Source organism: Burkholderia pulmonis (assembly GCF_984667975.1).
In genome coordinates this window covers 1,648,300-1,666,989 of sequence record NZ_OZ480187.1, presented here as the reverse complement: position 1 = coordinate 1,666,989, position 18,690 = coordinate 1,648,300, and the positions used below count along the sequence as shown (strand labels likewise).

The window sequence follows — 18,690 nt, the reverse complement described above, 5'->3', positions numbered from 1 at the left end:
GCCGCTCGCGCCGCACATCGGGCGAAGGTCGGGTTGTTGCGGGGGAATGAATACGACCAAAGTCGTAGAGGCGGCAGGCGCGCGCGGGAAAGGCTGCCGGCGTGGCGGCATGCGGATGGCGAATCTCAGGATCTCGGCGCCATCAGCCCCTCCCGCCATGCCAGCGCGACGGCCTGCGTGCGGTCCGACAGGTCCAGCTTCGACATCACGTTGCCGAGATGCGTCTTGACGGTCTTTTCCGTGATGCCGAGCGTCGCCGCGATGCGCGCATTGCTGCCGCCTTCGGCCAGGCAGCGCAGGACCTCCAGTTCGCGCGCGGTCAGCGCGGCGAACGGGTTGCGCGCCGGCTTGCGCAACGCGCCGATCATGCGTTGCGCGAGGCCGGGATGCAGCGTCGGCTCGCCGTGGACGGCCGCGTGGATCGCCTGCAGCAGACGCTCGCCGCGCATCGATTTCAGCAGGAACGAATCGGCGCCGGCGTCGATCGCGGCAAGCGCCAGCGCATCGTCGTCGGACGACGTCAGCACCATGATGTGCGTCGCGTCGCTGGCCGCGCGAATCGCACGGATGACGGCCGGCACGCCGGCGTGGCCCATGCCAGGCATCATCAGGTCGAGCAGCAGCACGTCCGGACGATGCACGCGGACCTGCTCGATCGTCGATGCGCCGTCGTCGGTTTCCGCGACGATCTCGAACGACGCATCGAGCCGCAACAACCCGCGGATGCCTTCGCGCACGACCGCGTGATCGTCGGCAATGAGGATGGTGGTCATGCCGTCTCCATCGAATGGACCGGATTGAAATGGACCGTCACGCAGGTGCCGTCCGCGCCCGACGCAATGTCGAGCATGCCGCCGGGCAGTGCATCGGCGCGCCAGCGCAGGTTGCCGAGCCCCATGCCGACGGGCACGGCGGCCGGGTCGAAGCCGGTGCCGTCGTCGCGCACGGTCCACCGCCAGCGTGCCGGCGGCGAACCCGTCGCGGCCGGCACGCCGCCGCCCGGTTCGCACGCGATGTCGATACGGCGGCAGCCGCTGTGGCGCAGCGCATTCGCAGCCGCCTCGTGCGTGATCATCAGCAGCTCGTGCGCAGCCGCCGGATGGGCATCGAGCGTGCGCGCGGCCGCGTCCGGCAGGTCGAGCGACCAGTCGATGCCCGAACCGGCCAGCAGGTCGTGCACCGCGTGCGACACGGCCGCGTGCAGGCCGTCCTCGGCAATCGCGGGCAGGCTGAAGCCGGTCACCACGTTGTCGAGATCCTGCTGCAGGTGATCGGCCAGGCGCCGCGCCGCGCCGACGGTCGGCAACAGGTCGGGATGGCGCTTCGCCTCGTATTCCAGCTCGGTCAGCTTGAGGCCGAGCACGAAGCTGCGCTGCTTCGCGGTGTCGTGCAAATCGCGCGCGATGCGCGTGCGCTCGACCGACACCGCGAGCGCCTTCTGGGTGCCGAACGCACGCGCGAGCGCATCGGCCATCCGGTTGAAATGCGCGGCCAGCGCGCCGAGCTCGTCGCGCGACGTATCGGCGATGCGCGCCGACAGGTCGCCGGCCGCCCAGCGGTCGGCCGCGGCCGTCATCCGCCGCACGCGGCGCACCAGCAACCAGACGAGCAAGCCCGCGAAGCTCGCGCCCATCGCGCCGAGATACAGCACGGTACGCATCAGATCGTAGGCCGATGCATCGTCCGCGATCTCGTAGTGGAGTTGCCAGCCCGGCCAGTAATGCACGCCGATCCGGGCGATCGCGCCGCCGGCCAGCGCGATGTGCGTGACGATGGCCCAGTCGCCGTCACGATGCAGCATCGTGTCGGGTGCGGCGGGATCGGCCGGTGTCGCCGCGAACGTGTCGGCCAACAGCGGCGATGCGGCCGGCGACGTTTCGCATCCGGCGCCGCCGGGCCGCGCAATGCGCACCTGTAGCCGCCCGGCGCCGAAGAAGCCCATCATCGGTGCGAAATCCATCACGTCGCGCGCACCGATGCGCGCGATCTGCCAGAACATCGCGTCGGCCGCGGCGCGACAGGCAGCCGGGTCGCGCCAGTCGACGGCGCCGGTCGCGGCGACCAGTGCAGGGCGGTCGAGGTTGCCGAGAAAGCGGCGAATGTCGCTTTCGGCATGCGCGCGCCACAGCACGCTCGTCAGCACCGACGACAGCAGCATCGCGACGAACCCCACGACGATGAACGTCGGCACGAGCTTGACGAACAGGCCGCGCGGGCCGATCCGGAATTTGCGCAACGCGGGCTCCTCTCGTTTTTACCAACGTGACGACCGGACGCCGGCGACGCGGCGAAGCAGGGCGGCCGGCTTTCTTTCAGGCGCTCAATGGTGACGGTTTTTCGTAGCGGTTGCAGCGGGGTTTTGCCGGGTGCGCGCAACGACCGCGACCGGGCTGAACGCACGCGCCAACCGGCAGGCGGTGGCGCGGCCGATACACAGGCTTGCGTCGATGACGATGGTGATTTTGTTCGACATGTTCACCATCTTCATCGAATGCGGAAAGCCGCAACGGGCGGCGGTCGACGTTCAGCGAGGAAGAAAATCGCGGATCGCATCGGCGATTTCCGCCGCATGCGTTTCGAGCGCGAAGTGGCCGGTATCGACGAAGCACACCACCGCATCGGGCAGGTCGCGCTTGAATGCCTCGGCCCCCGCCGGCAGGAAGAACGGATCGTGCTTTCCCCACACCGCGAGAAGCGGCGGCTGATACGTGCGGAAATAGTCCTGGAATGCCGGGTACAGCGCGACGTTGTTTCGATAGTCGCGGAACAGGTCGAGCTGGATGTCGTCCATGCCGGGCCGGCCGAGATAGAAATTGTCGAGCGTGTAGCCATCCGGCGACACGGACGCCGGATCGGCTACGCCGTGCGTGTATTGCCACACGGTCGTTTCGGGAGTCAGTAGCGCGCGCAGCGCCTCGCGATTCGCGGGCGACGCGTCCTGCCAATAGTTGCGGATCGGGTTCCAGCCGTCGCTCAGCCCTTCCTGGTACGCGTTACCGTTCTGCGAAACGATCGCGGTGATCCGCTCCGGGTGCTTGAGCGCCAGCCGGAAACCGGTCGGCGCGCCGTAGTCGAAGACATAGACCGCGAAGCGGTCGAAACCGATGACCTCGGTAAAACGGTCGATGATGTCCGCGATGCGGTCGAACGTGTACGCGAAACGGTCGTGCGCCGGCCGGTCGGACTGACCGAACCCGGGCAGATCGGGTGCGACGATCTGGAAGCGGTCGGCCAGCTTCGGCATCAGGTCGCGAAACATGTGGCTCGAACTCGGGAAGCCGTGCAACAGCAGGAGCTTCGGCGCGTGCGCCGGGCCGGCCTGGCGGTAGAAGATGTTGAAACCGTCGACGTCGGCGTGATGATAGGTAACGGCAGTCATGATTTCCCTCGATGCGAAAGTGTGGACACGGGTGAAGAGGCCGGACCGGGCAGGTTCGCGCGGTCAGCGAGCGGAAATCGCCCGGATCGCGTCGTCGATGATCTCGGTCACCAGGTCGGGCGCGGTGACGGACGGCGTGTGGTCGGCCTCCGACGACCGCACCTGCGCATTCATCCGCCCGGCCATGAAGCGCTGCGTGTCCGGCGGGATCATCCGGTCCTGGCCGGCGACCAGGAACCAGCTCGGCTTGTCTTTCCAGAGCGGGCGGCCAACCGGTTCGCTGATGCACGGCGTTGCGATCGGGCGCTGGATCGCGGCAAGCACCGCCCACTCGCGCGCCGTTGCATGTTGCGCAAACGCGGCGGCAAATGCGTCCCGCGGCAGCCAGATCGCGCCATGGCGGTCGGGGGCGAGCTGCGGCGCCTGCGGATGCCGCTCGCCGCGATAGAACACATCGGCCACGGTTTCACCTTCATCGGGCGCCAGCGCGGCGACATACACCAGCGCAGCGACGTTGACTGCGCGCGTCGCGCCGATCACCGCACCGGCATACGCATGCGCGACCAGCACGACCGGGCCGTCTATCCGTTCGAGCGTCCGGTCGAGCGCGGCCACGTCGTCGTCCAGCGATGTCAGCGGCAGCGGTGTCGCGACCGCATCGATACCGTTGGCGTTCAGGCGCTCGATCACCTTGCTCCAGCTCGATCCGTCGGCCCATGCGCCGTGCGCCAGCACCACGCTTACCTTGTTTGCAGACATGTCCTGCTCCCGTGAAGAAAAAGTGATTCCCGCAACAGACGCCCACCTTCGTAACCTTCTTGATGATATAAACAAGGTTACAAATCACGAATGTAACTTGTCAAGCCGTATTTTGACGGTTACAGTAAAGTCATCCTCCTCAACACGGGTCATAGAGATGGACTACCGCCGGGCCCCCGCGATATTCCTGGCCGATGCGCCAGGCCTCGATTTTCTGAACTCGATCGCCACGCCAGCCGACGAGCCCGTCGACTGGATCGGCGACGGCGCAGGCTTGCTGTCGTGGCTGGAGCAGGCGGGGATGATCCCGTCCGCGGCGCTCGACGAATTGCGGGCCCGGTTTCCGTCCGCCGACTTCGACACCGTGGCCGGCGATGCGCGTGCGTTGCGTGAATGGTTCAGGGAATTCGTCCGAAGCCGGAAGGGGCAGCCGCTGGCGGCAGGGGATCTGGGCGTGCTCGAACAGCTGAACCGGTTGCTCGAACGGGACGAGCGTTATGGAGAAATCGTCGCGGATTCAGCTGGCGGCGCAGCGCCGTTCGGGTGGCGGGTGAACCGGCGCTGGACATCGCCGGAATCATTGCTGATGCCGATTGCGGAAGCGTTGGCGAAACTGGTGTGCGAAGAGGATTTCACGCATGTCAAGGCATGCGAAGGGCCGCGCTGCACGCTGCTGTTTGCCGATCACACGCGAGGCCACGCGCGACGCTGGTGCAGCATGGCGATCTGCGGCAATCGGGCCAAGGTCGCGGCGCACCGGAAACGGCTCAAGGAACAGGGGGGCGATTAGCAGACTGGTTTCGGCGGTTCGGTGATCGGCGGGGTGTCGCCGCGATCACGGTAGCCGGCCCGCGCTTCGTCTCGCGAACCTTGTCTTCGCACCCGCTACCCGGTGCGTCGAGACGAGGCCGCTATGATCGACGAAGCGAATCGGGGCAAGGGAAGCACCATGGGCAGAAACGATATTTCCGGTTTTTCGGCACGCGTACCCCAGGTCGGGGAATCGGCGACGGATTCCACGTCGAAGCCGAAGCCGACGACGACCGGCCAGCGCGACACGGGCGAACGCACGGTCATGCCTGCCGCGTTGGCACGACTCGGAACGCGTCCGGTCCCGGGCAGTTCGCCCGGTCCGGCCGATCCCGCGACCCAGCGCCGCTCGTTTCCGACGAAGCCCAAGGCGTCGGGTGTCGCGGACAGCCATGACGCCGCTGCAGCGGGCTTCGCTGCGCGGCGCTCACCCGCGCTCATCGGGCAGGCCGTCGCGGTGGAACACGTACGGACAGCCCCCGCGCCCGTCACCATGCGGCAAGCCTTTCCCGTTACCGATCCCGACGGCCCGCCGATGACGGTCGCGCTGCGGGACTATCCCGGAAAGCCGGGTGTTCATCTGGTCGTGAATCCGGACGGCGGGCCGGCGCGCTTCACCGCAACGCCGCGCGGTGACGGGAAGTTGCTCATTGCGCCGCTGATGAAAGCGGCCGCCTATGACGAGCACGGCGAACATGTTCCGGGCACCGATCCGCGCGACCTGTCGATTCGGTGGAGCGGCACACATTCCGATTCCACACCGGACGAAGCCGACCCGCGCTTTTCAGCCGAGCGTGCCGAAGCCTATGGTTCGCCCAGCGAGTATCTCGTCACGCAACGGGACAGGGATATTTCGGCCTGCGAAAAATTCGAATTCGAGAACCGTGCCGTTTGCGCCGCCGCCGGTATCGACAAGGTGGATTATCGTGAATTCGACGCTTTTTATGATACGCACGACGTCAAAAGCATAGAGGACGTGGACGATGTCGGCGACGCGGAATTCGTCTGCGTGACCATCGAGACCGGAGAGGAAGCACTACTGACCGAAGGTGTTGCAACGTGCCACAGCATTACGCTCTACGGAGAAACCGAGACCGGCGAGATGGTCATGATGAGTTATCACGACGGTGGCGACGACAACGTCCTGACGAAAATGGCCGGACACATGCGCGATGCGCAAAAGATGGGCGGAATGCCGGCACAACCGCGGCATTTCATGATCGTCGGCGGTCAGTTTTCGCCCGGAGGCGGGGATGACGCCAACACGATCACGCGCGAGCGGGAATTGCTCGCCGAGTCGCTCAGATTGAACATTCCTGTTCGTGCCGCACGATTGCATACGACGACGCTGGCATTCGACGAGCACGGAAATGAACTCGAAAACCAGCGAGCGCGTTCGGTTGCCGTCATGTCCACGGCAACCGGCATTTTCTATCGTGACGAAGACGGCAGCAGTGAAGCCAGCAGTCCTGCCAGATCCGACGGCTGATCGCGCGCGCCGATGGGCCGGCAGCCGCTGACGCAATCCGTCCGAACAAATACGTTGCGACGCGCGTGGACGAAGTTTCGAACGATGCACCACGGTTCGTGGCGATGTCGATCGCTTCGCGTCGCTGCAGGATATGGCCCCGCGGTATGACAACGTAGTGGCCGTTGCGTTGAATACGCGCCTGCCGCGAGATCGTCATGTTCCGAAAACTCACCGACACGGTGCTCCAGCTGCGGCAGCGCGAGCACACGACGTCGTCGACCGTCGACGACAAGAAACCCGAGACCATCAAGCTGCGCTCGCTGCAGGCGGCGCCGTCGCTTCCGCTCGCCGGGCTGGAGGCCCTTTCGCCCCGGCAGTCGACGGACAAGTCGACGGAAAGCCCGTCCGGGCCGCCGTCCGAATGGGGCACGGAGCTGCGCGCCGCACTGGAAAGCGTGGGGCGGCAGGGCGTGAAATCCGATACCGCACGCGTCGCGGGCTTTACCGTTACCAAGCAGCCGCCCGGCCGTCCGGCTACGCCGCTCGACACGTCGAAGCCGAAGCCCCTCCCGAAGTCGCTCACGGGCAAGACGAAACAGCCCGACACGCCGGAGATTCCTCACGTGCCGGCTGTCGTCGCGACGCCGACGCTGCACAAGACCGAGCACGCGCCGGTCGCCAAGACGGCCAAGACAGCCGACACCACCGGCACGCCGTTGCCGAGCGATCACGTGGAAGCCCTTGGCCGTGCGTTCGACACGTTCTTCCCCGAGGCCGACACGCACGATACGCACGACACGGAGGTCGACACGCCGCCAGCCGAGCCGCCGCCGGCCCTGACGGCGAACACGCCGCGCGTCGCCGACGTTCCGCATGAGGCGCACCTCGAGCAGCGCAAGCAGTTGAGCGGCGCCAATCAGGACCTCGGACGATGGCTCGGCGACAACGCGATGGAGCCGATCGAGAACAGCGGGAAAGGCAACAACTGTGCGATCTATTCGCTGGTGCAGTGCGCGGCGCCGACCCTGAAGGGGAAGGCACTGGACGACACGGTCGGCCGGATCCGCGCGCGTTTCGACCGCAACCACCCCAACGAGACAGGCCATATGCTGTTGCTCGACTCGAACGGCGGCGGGCATGGTCCGGAACTCGTGTCGCTCGTGAACGAAACGTGCGGCGTCGACATGCAGGTCGGCGTGATACAGCCCGGCATCGAAGAAGGGCATTCGTTTACGGCGATCAGCCGGTTCCGCGGCAGCGCGCCGCCGCCCGAACACGCGCAGCAGCTTCGGGTCGCCGTATGGGACAAGCAGGGGCACTTCGAGGCGATCATCGGCAAGCAGGAAGAAAAAGCGGTTGAAACCGACAGCGACGTGGCGAAGCAGAAAGCCGCACCGCTGTCGGACGGCAAGGGCACGACGTCGACTCCGCAGGACACGAAGCCGGTCACCGCAACGAAGACGAAGACGCAGAACGAGGAAGGGAAGAAGGCGGCGGACACCGGGCGCAACACGACGCGGCAACGGTCCGCATCGCTGCCGACCTATCTGGACAAGAGCAAGATCGACGACAAGCAACCGGAAAAAAAACCGGACGGCGCGTCGACGCGGCCGCACGGCGAAGCATTGACGCGACTCGTGCCGAACCCGTCCAGGGGCGCGAAGGCGTTCCGGCGGTTCGGCCGCTGGATCAGGGTCGACAACGAGAATGCCGTGCCCCAGCTACTGAACCGGACGAAGCCGGAGGGCGGCATCGTGCAGGGCTTGTCCAAGGCGCACATGGGAACCATGGTGCCGTCGGGCCTGCAACTGGCGCACGAAGGCGTGAACACGGTCTACGCGGCGCAGGAGCTCGGCTCGTCCGCGATGCGCAAGAGCCGCTACCAGAAGATGCTGTCTCAATGGCCGGCGTCGGACAGCGAACCGACGATCCGGACGGACGGCGCGGACGTGCCGCTCTCGGAAGTCGCGAAAAAAACCGACTTCCAGTCGCGCTACGACCTCAAGGTCGCGATCCTGGCTCGACCGGAAGAGGCGCCCGAGCGTGAAGCGATGCTCGACGTGCTGACGGGGCGCTACATCGCCGAGGTCCAGGGCAAGAACCGCGTCGTGCGCGCCGCGCTCAGGACGGCCGCGGCCGTGACGGGCGTCGGGGCCGGGGCCGGCCTCGCGGTGGCCACGCACGGCGGCTCGGTTGCGGCGGCGATCGCGGGTGGCGCGATCCTGTCGAGCCGCGACCTGCTCGACAACCGCAAGGCCGCGCATTCGCTGAAGCAGCATTATCGCGACAAGAAGATGGCCGCGATCATCGATGACGCCATGCGCTACCGCGTGGAAAACCACCTCGAAGGCGAGCCCGGCGAAGCCGAAAAGGCCAACTGGGACAACGTGCGCAACGGCGTGAACCAGCAGCGCATCAAGCGTTTCCTGCCGGTCAAGTACAAGACGTTCGACGAGAAAAAATCGACGGACAACAAGAAGCAGGAAGTCGATCTCGTGAAGAAGCACGCCGCCGCGCGCGTGGCCGGCGCCATCGACGAATGCAACAACCGGCACTCGCTGGAACGCGTCTATCGGGACAACAGCGGCGTACGCAAGAAGGAGCTGAAGCAGTTCTATCGCGAAGCGGTCGAGGTCGACAGGCGGGAAGACGGCGGCAGCGACATTGCCGCGTCGTTGCAACTGATGCGGGATCTCGGCATGTCGAAGATGGAGGCGATCTCGCACCTGCGGACCGCGACGGGCGGCAGCTTCGCGAAACAGAAAATCGACGACGATCAGAAGAAGCGGATGAAGGACGACGCCGATCCGATCGTGCGCGAGATGGCGTTGTCGCCGGGGGAGCGTCTGGAATCGGCGATCGGTTCCGCGATGGGGCGGCGCTAGCGATCGGCCGCACGGTGCGCGCGAAGCGCGATTCCGGCAATTGCCGACGATCGACGCAGAAGCGCGCGATTACCGGCGGCGCAGTCATTTTTTCTTGTTTGAACGTGCGAGGCAGGTAATTGTGACGCATCGCATTGCGTATTTTGCTTCGTATTTATGCGCGTCGATACGCGCGGGTTCCGATACCGCGCCAGCCACTCCCCTATATTGACTGCACAGGATGCAAGCCGGGTAAATACTTCCAATCCAGAACAGGAGTGTCCGAAATGGCCGCGAATATCACCATCACCGTCAGTCCGTCGAACACCACGCCGACCGATTTCGGCAACGCTCCGGCCAACGGCTCGTCGTCCGCGAACCAGCCGCTGAATGTCACGCTGGACGCCGGTTCGCTGGCCGCGCTCATGAAGCAGTCGTTGGGCAGCAACAACCGCCAGGGCGGCCTGGCTGCCGACGGGCAAGGGTTGCACAACGTGAAGCTGAGTTCGGACAAGGGCACGGTGCAGGTGCAGATGGACAGCAACGGCAACATGTACGACAAGAGCGGCAAGAGCATCGGCAAGTACGACCAGGCAAGCGGGAAGTACGAATGGGACAGCGGCAAGAGCCCGGAAGCCGAGATCCTCGCCACCGGCTCGACGAACGGCAAGCACCAGCCGCAAGGCCGTGAAAAGATGGACGCGTCCGACATCAGCATGTCCGCCGGCGATCTTCGTGGCCCGAACGGCAACGGCAGCAATGATGGCGACGGCGGCGATACGGGCTCGGCGATTCCCGTGAGCTACCAGCAGAACGGCAACTATCCGCAGAACACCGGCGCCTCCAACCCGCCCGGCGGCAACGAGAACGTCAACCTGGGCCAGTCGCCGACCGGCGGCCAGACCATCACGATCACGCTGGGCGACGGCACGTCGCCCGCCGACGGCTCGCAGCCGGCGACGCGTTCGCCGGGCGGCGAGCAGCCGCCCGGCGGCCTGAACGCGGCCGGACAGGGCCTGCACAACGTGAAGCTGAGCACGGACAAGGGCACGGTTCAGGTGCAGATGGACAGCCAGGGCAACATGTACGACAAGAGCGGCAAGAGTATCGGCAAGTACGACCAGGCGACCGACCAGTACAAGTTCGACAGCGGCACCAGCGCCGCCGCGGAGGTGCTCGACACCGGTTCGACGAACGGCAAGCACCAGCCGCAGGGGCTCGTCTCGATCGACGGCTCGAAGGTCAGCAAATCGGCGGGCGATCTCCGCGGCAGCCAGGGCGAAGCAGAGGATGCCGCCGTCGGCAGCCAGGTCGAGAAGCTCAGCCAGACCGGGCTCCCGGTCGACCCGCAGGGCCAGACGGTCACGGTCTGACGCGGGCCGGTACGATCGCGCCCGCGACAGCGGACGATCGGCCCGGATAGGAAACTGACATCGCGGCGGGCGCGACGCGCCCGGCCGCATCGCATCTGCAATCGGCATGAGACGGCTCATTCTGGATCGAAGCGAGGACGTGATGAAGTTCGTTGCGTCCTTGACGGGGGAAGCGCGCTACCCCAACTACGACGACGCGATCGGCCTCGAGAAAGACGGGCGGCTGGTGGCCGGCGTCGTGTACCAGGCCTACAACGGCCCCAACGTGGCGATGCATTTCGCCGTGGAAGGCTCCCCGCACGTGATCACGCCCGGGTTCGTCTGCGCGGCGTTTCGCTTCCCGTTCATTCTCCTGCGCTGCAACCGGATCAGCGGCTATGTCCGCGCCGACAACCTCGCTGCCCAGCAGCTCGACGAGAATCTCGGCTTCCGGCGCGAAGGGGTGATCCGCGAGGGCGCGTCGGACCGGACCGACTTCATCCTCTACGGAATGCTGAAGCACGAATGCCGCTTCCTCGACGGCCGCTATCTGGCCGCGATGAACCGCGACCTCGCCGAACAGGAAGCGGTCGCGCCGTGAAACGGGTGAACCGATTCCATTTGCGGGTGAACCGATACCATCAATCGGCGAGTGATGAATGGAAAGAATGCATCATGAAAAATCGGCATAAATCGACACAATAAAATCATTGTTGCTTTTATCGAATCGACATAAAAGATTGCCATCAACTGAATTGGACGATATTAATTTGTTTACGTGTAAAACTAAACAAATCAAATCAAAATTTGCGAGGAATGGCTCGCTGACAATTCGTTACAGATAACCGCAATACGAAGGATTCTCGGATGACGCATAATCGGATTGTTGCGGTTTTCATGGGGTCCGCATAGGAAACGCGCGACACAATTAATTCATTTTTCACTAATTTGTTTACGGATTACGCTAAACAAATTCAAGCCAATTTCATGAAGGAGGGGACATTGACAATCAATCGCGATGGTCCCTATACGGCAGACTGTCAGATGACGCTATTTGCCTATAGCTACCGCGTATTCCGCTGATTTCACCCGACATTTTCCATTTACCGATCCGGGCCACTTGGCCTGGAGTCGTAGGTAGCATTCATCGCATCCGCCGTCGACGACGCAGCCCGTCGTCGTAGCCGGAGCATCCAGTTGCCGCAGTCGGAACCATGACATCGCTCCTCGCATGACGCCGCCCGCCGGCCGGCATGGACGACGCCTTTCCTGCCTGCTCAAACAGGGAACGAGCTGATAATGAATCTCGCGGTTTTCTCCAAAGACATGACGCGGCGCGACGCGATCTGCAGCCATCTCGCCGCGAACGGCATCGCCGTCGACCGGTTCGACGATGAAACGACCTTCGCCCGCGCACTCACCCGTCGCGAGTTCGACGCGATCCTGATCAGCATGGAATCGGGCATCGACCAGCAGCATCCCGTGCTCGTTCATCGCGCGTGCCACGGGGTCCAGCGCGCGCCGTTGATCCTGATCTGCTCGCCGCGCGACAGCATGGACGCCGTGGATCTGCTCGACTACGAGACGGACGAGATCGTGCTCGCGCCGGTCAACCTGCCGGAACTGCTCCTGCGCCTGCGCCTGACCAGCCATCGCCTGCAACGCACGCGCAGCAATGTGGACCGCGAACTGCTGACGTGCGGCCCGTACCGGCTGGATCGCCATGCATCGACGGTGAGCGTCGCGGGCGACGTGATCCGGCTGACCTCGCGTGAATTCGCGATCGCGTGGATGCTGTTCTCGCAGCTGGACAAGTACGTCGCGCGAGGCGAGATCGCGCGGGCAGTGTGGGGCAGCCCGGAAGACATCGTGAGCCGTTCGCTCGAACAGCACATCTACAAGCTGCGCAAGAAGCTGAGCCTCAACGGCATTCACGGCACGTACCTGCGGACGATGTATGCCGTCGGCTACCGCATCTTCATCCAGCCGCCGTCGCATGGCGCCACGCCGGCGCGCCGGCGCGCGGCGATGCCGTTGCCCGCGTATGCCGACGACGGCGACGTGCCGATCGCCCAGCATGCGGCAAGCGGCCGGTAACGGATGACGCCGTCGCGCATGCCGGCCGCCGGCCGCGATCGCCACTGTCCCGCGCACGCCCATGCATTCGTCGATTCCCCCCGCCCGCGCCGGCACTGACCGCGCGCCGGCCGACCGCGCATCCGGGCCGGACACCCCGTCCACCGATGCCGGCGTGACCGGGGAAGCGGCGCGGCCCGGCGGCGACGTCGTGCAGATCCTGCGCGCATTGATCGGCGGCGGGGCGGAACTCAAGGACGCGGCTGGTGCCGCGCCGGTGCAGGGCACGAACGCGGAGACCGCAGCGCAGGCAGGCCCGCCGTTGCGGAGATCGGCATCGGGCGCGGCGGGGATGCGTGACGGCGGCGTGACGACACTCTCGACGCCGACGACGGCAGGCACCGCGCCGGCGACGCCGGACGGCGTGCAGGGGATCGTCGGCGATCGGCCGTCCGGCGGCGATACCGCATCGGGCGATACGCCGGAAGACCCTGCCGGACCCGATACGGATGCGATCCCGGCTGCGTTCGGAAGCGCGGTGCCGCTCGGTCCGATACTTTCGTCCGGTCCCGTCGTCTTGCCCGCGGCCCGCGAGATACCGGGGGCCGCCGCCGATGCACCGGCGACGCCGCTCACGGAAAACCGGCAGGCCATCGAAACGGACGTCGACCTCCCGCCGGGCGACACGATGCAGATGCACGCGCCCGGAAACCCGCGCGCCGAAACGACGGCACTTGCCGTAACGGCCGTCTTTGCCGACGCAGCGTCGCGCAGCGGAACGCCGGCGCGCGATCCCGAACCCAGGGCGCGCGTTGCGGCGGCCGACCCGTCGACGCATACCGCCACGCCGGCGACATCGCCGCACGTGGCAACCGGTTCGTCGATGCAGCCACTTCCGCGAGGCGATGGCCCGCTGCCGGCCCGTTCGATGCGCGATGCGATGGCCGACGCGGCGGGTTCGGTCGGCCGCTACGCGAGCGCGACTGCACGCCGGGCCGGCACGCTCGCGTCCACGGCGGGCCGCGCATTGTCCGAGCGCGGCGCGGCGCTGCCCGGCTGGCGGGCGATCGAAACGAACCTCGTCGAACGCGGCTGGATGACGCGGCAGGCCCGTTCGGCGGACGACGACGGCGCGTCCGGCGCAATCGGCAACGCCGGTGCGGACGCGACCGATCCGGCATCGGTCGCGTCGGGCAACGAAGCCGCGGGCATCGTGAACGTCGTGCGATTCGCAGCGCAGGCGCTCGAATGGCTGGACGCACGGCGCCCGTCCGCGCCATCGGACGGCTGCCCGCATCGCCGCAGCCTGCGCTGCCTGCGCGCCTGCCGCGCGGGATGCAGACGGCGCGGCGCATGAGCGCGACACCGCGCCCATCCTTTTCAATCCTCGAAACCTCCCCGGACCAGACATGAGAATCGACACGATGGGCGGCGCGGCGATCGCGCTGCTGGGCGGCCTGCTGCTCGCAGGCTGCAGCACGACGCCGCAGACCGACGCGAACGGCGCACCGGTGTTCCCCGATCCGGGCACGGCCTGGGTGGCCGACGGCACTGTCGCCGATCCGGGCCGGCTGCGGCAGGTCGTGCCGGGCATCACCGAGAATCAGGTGTACCTGCTGATTCACGAGCCGCATTTCAGCGAAGGGACGTACGGCGTGCGCGCGTGGAACTACGTGTTCCGGTTCCGCACCGGGCGCGGCAACGAATTCGTGACCTGCCAGTACCAGGTGCGATTCGACCAGCACCAACGGGTCGAGGCGACCTACTGGAAGGATCCGGCATGCGCGCAATACGTCACGCCGCGCGTGTCGGCATCCCAGACGATGCCGGTGCCGGTGCTGGTGGACGAACCGCCGGCGCAATGACGGATCACAGCCGCGCCCGGCCGCCGCGCGAATCGCCGAGCAGGTCGCGTAGCCACGTGCCGGCATCCGACGCCGGCGCGGACGCCGCCGCATGCGGCGTCAGCACGTAGAGGCGGCAATCCGCCGCCGGCACGTCGCGATTCGGCTGCTGCTCGTGGCGCCTGAGCAGCGCCTCGCACCGGAAGCCGAGACGCTCGATGCAGTCGCCGGCCGGGCCGCCGGCCACGCAATACGCGTAGATCAGGCCCACGCCGCGCCGGGCGAGCAGTCGTGCGAGCAGTTCCTGCAATGCCATCAGGCATGCGCGCCGGCGCCGCGTGCCGCCGCGCTTCGCGATCATCACCGACAGGCGCACGCGCGGCAGATCGGGCGTGAGTTCGATCACGCCGGCAAGCTGCCCCGTGGCGCGGCATTCGCATGCATAGCGGATCAGCGTGCCGTCGAGCCCGCCGCGGCGGGCCTCGTCGATGTACGCATGGGTTTGCGCGAGATCGGCGTGGCGCAGGATCGGCAGATACTTCATCGTCTCCGGGTCGCTCAACATCTGCTCGAAGAGCGCGGGCGCATCGTCCGGCGCCAGCGGGCGAAGGATCAGCCATTCGGTTTCGAGATGGGTCAACAGGGGCAGTCGCATGAGGATCGCTCGTCATCGATCGGTCTTGTCAGTGTGCATGAGGCGTTGCGGAACGGCGGTCCGGAAGCGCGAACCCGCACGTCATTCGCGGAACGTCTTCGCGTGCGCATCTTCGTCTTCGCCGCGCCTGGCGGGCCCCGCCACGCCGCATGACATGCTGGCGCATGCGCGGCCCGTCGCTGCGCGCCGACGGAGATACCGCATGCGTTTCGCCCTCGCAGGATTCGATCTGTTTCATGGCGTGCTGGAGACATTCGCGAGCACGGGATGGACACCCGTGTCGCTGTTCAGCGTCGTGACCGACGGCCAGGTGAATTCGAATACGGAAATCGTGTCGTACGCGACCCGTCACGGCGTGCCGCTGCAACTGTCGCGGATCGACGAAGCCGCGTTGCGCGCGCTGCGCGACCTCGACTGCGACGTGCTGGTGGTCGCCGGTTACCCCTGGCGGATTCCGGACTGGACGCCTTACGTGAAGCACGCGATCAATTTCCATCCGGCGCCGCTGCCGGACGCGCGCGGCCCTTATCCGCAGATGCGCGCGATCCTGGACGGTCGCCGCGAGTGGGCCGTGACCTGCCACCGGATCGCGCCGGACTTCGATACCGGGGAGATCCTCGCGCGGGAACGCTTCGCGCTCGCCGCCGACGAGTGCCACGAAAGCCTGCAGCTCAAGGTGCAGATGGCCGGCTGCCGGCTGGCGCGGCAGGTCGCGTATCGCTTCGACGCGCTGTGGGCCGCGCGCGTGCCGCAGACGGGCGGCAGCTACTGGCCGAAGCCGGTCGAAGCCGACCGGACGCTCGATTTCACGCGGCCGGTGGACGACGTGATGACCCGTGTCCGGGCCAACGGGCTGCACGAATGCATCGCACACGTGGCCGGCGGCGTGCGCTACGTGCGGCGCGCGGTCGGCTGGCACGAACGGCATGCGTATGCGCCGGGCTCGATCGCGCATACCTGTCGCCGCTGGACCGTTGTCGCGGTGCCGGACGGCTTCGTCGCCCTGCTCGAATGGAGCGCGGTGAGCCTGTCCGTACGCGCCGACATCGGGCCTTGAACCACGCCGCACGGCGCGCCCGTGCGGCGCCAATCGGCCGATCACGGGGTCACGCCCGCAGCCAGAAGAATTCGCCGGAGGCGATGCCTTCGAACATTTCGTCGCTCGACTCGATGATGTTCTGCCGCCAGTAGCGGCCGTGATCGGCGTAGTGAACCAGCAGGTCCGCGAGCTCCGCGCCGCTGAAGTCCGGCTCGAACGGCAGCCGCAGGATCAGCACGATCGAACCCGTGTCCGCGTCGATACCGAGCTGCGCCTGATCCTGCGCGTAAATCAGCAGGTTGGCTTCCAGCATCAGGCGAAAAATGTTCAGGGTGCGGCCCGCCGTCACGGTGCCGAAATGGAAGTTCGCATAGATCGCGTCCTCGTCGCGCTCGACGTGCTCGAGTCGCACCTCGAAGCCTTCGACCTCGACCGAGCCGGTTTCCTGCACGTAGTCGACATCGGGAAGGCCGACGACCGCGCAGAACTGCGCGACGAGCGCGAGATAGCGGGGATCGCTCATGAGCGTGAAGACGCGACGAAAACGGAAAGGGAGAGGCCGGCGCGACGGTGCCCACGGAATGACCGGGTCGGGCTGGCCTGTCGCGCCGGCGGTGGCGCCGCGGTACGGCGTGCGATTCGCGTTACTGGTTCTTCGCGATGTCCTTCAGCGAGCCCGTTGCCGAGTTGGTGGCGTTGGCGGTTGCCGTCGCCGCATTCAACTGCGCGTTGTTCGCCGCCTGAATGGTGGCTGCGTGCGAGCTCGCCTGCGTGATCATGCTCTGTGCCGCCGTCGATTCGGTGATGCTCTTGACGGCATCGGCTGCACCTACCATTGCACCCATGTTGTTTCTCCTGGAGAAGTAAGGAAGCTACTGCGGGATAAACCGTTCTCGAGCGGCGCTGGCCGCGATGGAACAGAACGGAAGCGGATACCGTTACACCTGCCGGATGTGCTGGATGACGCGCGAAGCCGCCAGCAAGCCGCGGTAGAGCGTCGCGCGATTGCGGTTGTCGGAATCGGAGCCCGGCGGGGCGTTGTTCACGTTTTCGGCGACCTCGGCGAGCGCGCGCTGGATCTTCTCGACCAGCGGCGCGGCGTCCGGGTTCCTGACGATCGCGGAAAGGTTGTCGAACTGCTGGGCGTAGGGCGTGATCGGTTCGTACATGTCGATAGTCCTGTCGAGGTCGGTGGAAATTCAGGAGTCCGGTGCGGCCGGGGCGGGCGCCGCATGCGCCTGTCCGGCGCTGCGCGCGATCGTGCTGTCGTCGACGGACGGCATCGCCGCACCCGACGCAACCGGCACGCCGGAGGCCGGCGCGGGCTCCGCCGGTTCGTCGGTCATGTAGATGTGTTTGATGCCGTCGGGCGTCTGCGTGTACTGCACCGTGTCGGACGACACGATTTCCGAGTATTGACCGGTGACGGGCGCGGCGTGCCCGGGGTTCTCGACCGCCTGCACGACGAGCCGCCGGATGTTCGAGTCGAGATCCGCGCGCACGCGCGTGACGGCCTTGTCGAGCGCGTCCTTGCTGTCGACGGTGCCCGCGATCGCGAATGCGCCGTTGCCCAGGTACGTGACGCGCACGCCGGCTATGCCGAGCGAATCCTCGATGCTGTGCACCGCGTTCTGCGCGACGTCGTAGCTGCGCACGATGTCCTTCGACGCGATCTTCTCCAGCGTCGAGCGCACGAGCTGGTCGTCGGAGAGATTGGCGACCATGCCCGTCACCACGCTCGTGTTGCCCACCGAGCGCACCTGCAATTCGTTCATGTGCGCCGCCGCGAGCGCTTCCTGGATGCGCGTGGTCCGGTAGTCGGCGCCGTGCCGCAGCGCGGCCTCGCTGTCGGGCGCGGTGGTCAGCAGCACGACGACACCGGCCGCGATGCCGAGCGCGACGCAGGCGGCGAGGGCGCCGTAATAGCGGCGCCGCTTGCGCCGGCCGGCATCGGCCTGCGCGTCGGCGGGGCCGGTCAGCAGCGTCGACAGCAGATCGAGATCCGACGGCCACGGCGTATCGTCGGGGCCCACGCACAGGATCGTGTCGCCGAACCGCATCGGCACGAAGTCGACCAGGATCACGGTTTCGTCCGCCACCGCGACGGCGGCGTCCGCCGGCTCGCCGGCCGGGCCTTCCGCGCGCGTCACGGCACGGACGACGCCCGACGGATCGACGTCGAGCGCCACGTCGGCACCGGTCCAGTCCGTCAGCCGGATGTCCGCATCGGCGCCGCCATGAACCCGATGCCGACCCGGCACGAGCTGCAGCATCGCGCCCGCGTGGAATCCCGTCAGTATCCGTAGCTGTTTCATCGCAGAGGCGTTCAATCGATATCAGGTCCGTATGCCGAATCCGCGGCGCCGCGCACGACGCGCGCGGATCGTCCGTCTCGCTGTCAATGTAGAGGCTAAACGCGCGCTGCCGGCCCGCGATGCGAA

19 protein-coding genes are annotated in these 18,690 nt (G+C 66.6%); 9 read left to right on the top strand and 10 right to left on the bottom strand.

Going from position 1 to position 18,690, the window contains the following annotated elements:
* Positions 1-125 precede the first annotated feature (125 nt).
* From AC5LXK_RS24210 to AC5LXK_RS24190, 5 genes are all read right to left on the bottom strand, one after another.
* Positions 126-773, bottom strand: coding sequence for a response regulator (locus AC5LXK_RS24210; RefSeq protein ID WP_493393997.1), 648 nt, complete (start codon positions 771-773; stop codon positions 126-128).
* On the bottom strand, positions 770-2,236 hold the full coding sequence (locus AC5LXK_RS24205; protein ID WP_493393996.1) for a sensor histidine kinase: 1,467 nt from the start codon (positions 2,234-2,236) through the stop codon (positions 770-772). Before AC5LXK_RS24205 ends, AC5LXK_RS24210 begins: the two co-directional genes overlap by 4 nt.
* 84 nt (positions 2,237-2,320) lie before the next feature.
* Entirely contained in the window at positions 2,321-2,473 is a 153-nt protein-coding gene (locus tag AC5LXK_RS24200; protein ID WP_493393995.1) for a hypothetical protein, read from the bottom strand.
* Between the two features lie 51 nt (positions 2,474-2,524).
* On the bottom strand, positions 2,525-3,379 hold the full coding sequence (locus AC5LXK_RS24195) for an alpha/beta fold hydrolase (RefSeq protein ID WP_493393994.1): 855 nt from the start codon (positions 3,377-3,379) through the stop codon (positions 2,525-2,527).
* A 63-nt stretch (positions 3,380-3,442) separates the two neighbouring features.
* A complete protein-coding gene (locus tag AC5LXK_RS24190) occupies positions 3,443-4,138 on the bottom strand; it encodes an alpha/beta fold hydrolase (protein ID WP_493393993.1) in 696 nt (231 codons plus the stop codon).
* Between the two features lie 157 nt (positions 4,139-4,295).
* Here AC5LXK_RS24190 and AC5LXK_RS24185 point away from each other — a divergent pair, with 157 nt between their 5' ends.
* The 8 genes from AC5LXK_RS24185 to AC5LXK_RS24150 all read left to right on the top strand — a co-directional run bounded on the left by AC5LXK_RS24185 (position 4,296) and on the right by AC5LXK_RS24150 (position 14,576).
* Entirely contained in the window at positions 4,296-4,928 is a 633-nt protein-coding gene (locus tag AC5LXK_RS24185) for a CGNR zinc finger domain-containing protein (RefSeq protein ID WP_493393992.1), read from the top strand.
* 123 nt (positions 4,929-5,051) lie between these two features.
* Entirely contained in the window at positions 5,052-6,437 is a 1,386-nt protein-coding gene (locus AC5LXK_RS24180; protein ID WP_493393991.1) for a hypothetical protein, read from the top strand.
* 197 nt (positions 6,438-6,634) lie between these two features.
* The gene (locus AC5LXK_RS24175; RefSeq protein ID WP_493393990.1) at positions 6,635-9,304 is read left to right on the top strand and encodes a hypothetical protein; all 2,670 of its coding nucleotides are present in this window, start codon (positions 6,635-6,637) and stop codon (positions 9,302-9,304) included.
* Positions 9,305-9,570: 266 nt separating this feature from the next.
* Positions 9,571-10,656, top strand: a complete 1,086-nt coding sequence (locus tag AC5LXK_RS24170; RefSeq protein WP_493393989.1) for a hypothetical protein — start codon at positions 9,571-9,573, stop codon at positions 10,654-10,656.
* Positions 10,657-10,762: 106 nt separating this feature from the next.
* Positions 10,763-11,236 (top strand): GNAT family N-acetyltransferase, encoded by a 474-nt coding sequence (locus AC5LXK_RS24165; protein ID WP_493393988.1) that lies wholly within the window; start codon positions 10,763-10,765, stop codon positions 11,234-11,236.
* Positions 11,237-11,934: 698 nt separating this feature from the next.
* A complete protein-coding gene (locus AC5LXK_RS24160) occupies positions 11,935-12,732 on the top strand; it encodes a winged helix-turn-helix domain-containing protein (protein ID WP_493393987.1) in 798 nt (265 codons plus the stop codon).
* Between the two features lie 61 nt (positions 12,733-12,793).
* Positions 12,794-14,068, top strand: coding sequence for a hypothetical protein (locus AC5LXK_RS24155; protein ID WP_493393986.1), 1,275 nt, complete (start codon positions 12,794-12,796; stop codon positions 14,066-14,068).
* 52 nt (positions 14,069-14,120) lie between these two features.
* Positions 14,121-14,576 (top strand): outer membrane protein assembly factor BamE, encoded by a 456-nt coding sequence (locus AC5LXK_RS24150; protein WP_493393985.1) that lies wholly within the window; start codon positions 14,121-14,123, stop codon positions 14,574-14,576.
* Between the two features lie 4 nt (positions 14,577-14,580).
* On the opposite strand, the gene AC5LXK_RS24145 is transcribed toward AC5LXK_RS24150, so the two are convergent.
* Positions 14,581-15,210: a GNAT family N-acetyltransferase gene (locus AC5LXK_RS24145; RefSeq protein WP_493393984.1), complete on the bottom strand. Its 630-nt coding sequence runs from the start codon at positions 15,208-15,210 to the stop codon at positions 14,581-14,583.
* Positions 15,211-15,412: 202 nt separating this feature from the next.
* Between AC5LXK_RS24145 and AC5LXK_RS24140 the strand changes: the two genes are divergently transcribed.
* Positions 15,413-16,267, top strand: a complete 855-nt coding sequence (locus AC5LXK_RS24140) for a formyltransferase family protein (protein ID WP_493393983.1) — start codon at positions 15,413-15,415, stop codon at positions 16,265-16,267.
* A gap of 49 nt (positions 16,268-16,316) precedes the next feature.
* Here the strand turns inward: AC5LXK_RS24140 and AC5LXK_RS24135 are convergent, their stop codons facing one another.
* The 4 genes from AC5LXK_RS24135 to AC5LXK_RS24120 all read right to left on the bottom strand — a co-directional run bounded on the left by AC5LXK_RS24135 (position 16,317) and on the right by AC5LXK_RS24120 (position 18,564).
* Complete coding sequence (locus AC5LXK_RS24135; protein WP_493393982.1) at positions 16,317-16,772, bottom strand: CesT family type III secretion system chaperone; 456 nt, start codon at positions 16,770-16,772, stop codon at positions 16,317-16,319.
* Between the two features lie 121 nt (positions 16,773-16,893).
* Positions 16,894-17,094, bottom strand: coding sequence for a hypothetical protein (locus AC5LXK_RS24130; protein ID WP_493393981.1), 201 nt, complete (start codon positions 17,092-17,094; stop codon positions 16,894-16,896).
* Between the two features lie 93 nt (positions 17,095-17,187).
* The gene (locus AC5LXK_RS24125) at positions 17,188-17,418 is read right to left on the bottom strand and encodes a type III secretion protein (protein WP_175042147.1); all 231 of its coding nucleotides are present in this window, start codon (positions 17,416-17,418) and stop codon (positions 17,188-17,190) included.
* Between the two features lie 30 nt (positions 17,419-17,448).
* Positions 17,449-18,564, bottom strand: a complete 1,116-nt coding sequence (locus AC5LXK_RS24120) for a secretion protein (protein WP_493393980.1) — start codon at positions 18,562-18,564, stop codon at positions 17,449-17,451.
* Positions 18,565-18,690: the final 126 nt, after the last annotated feature.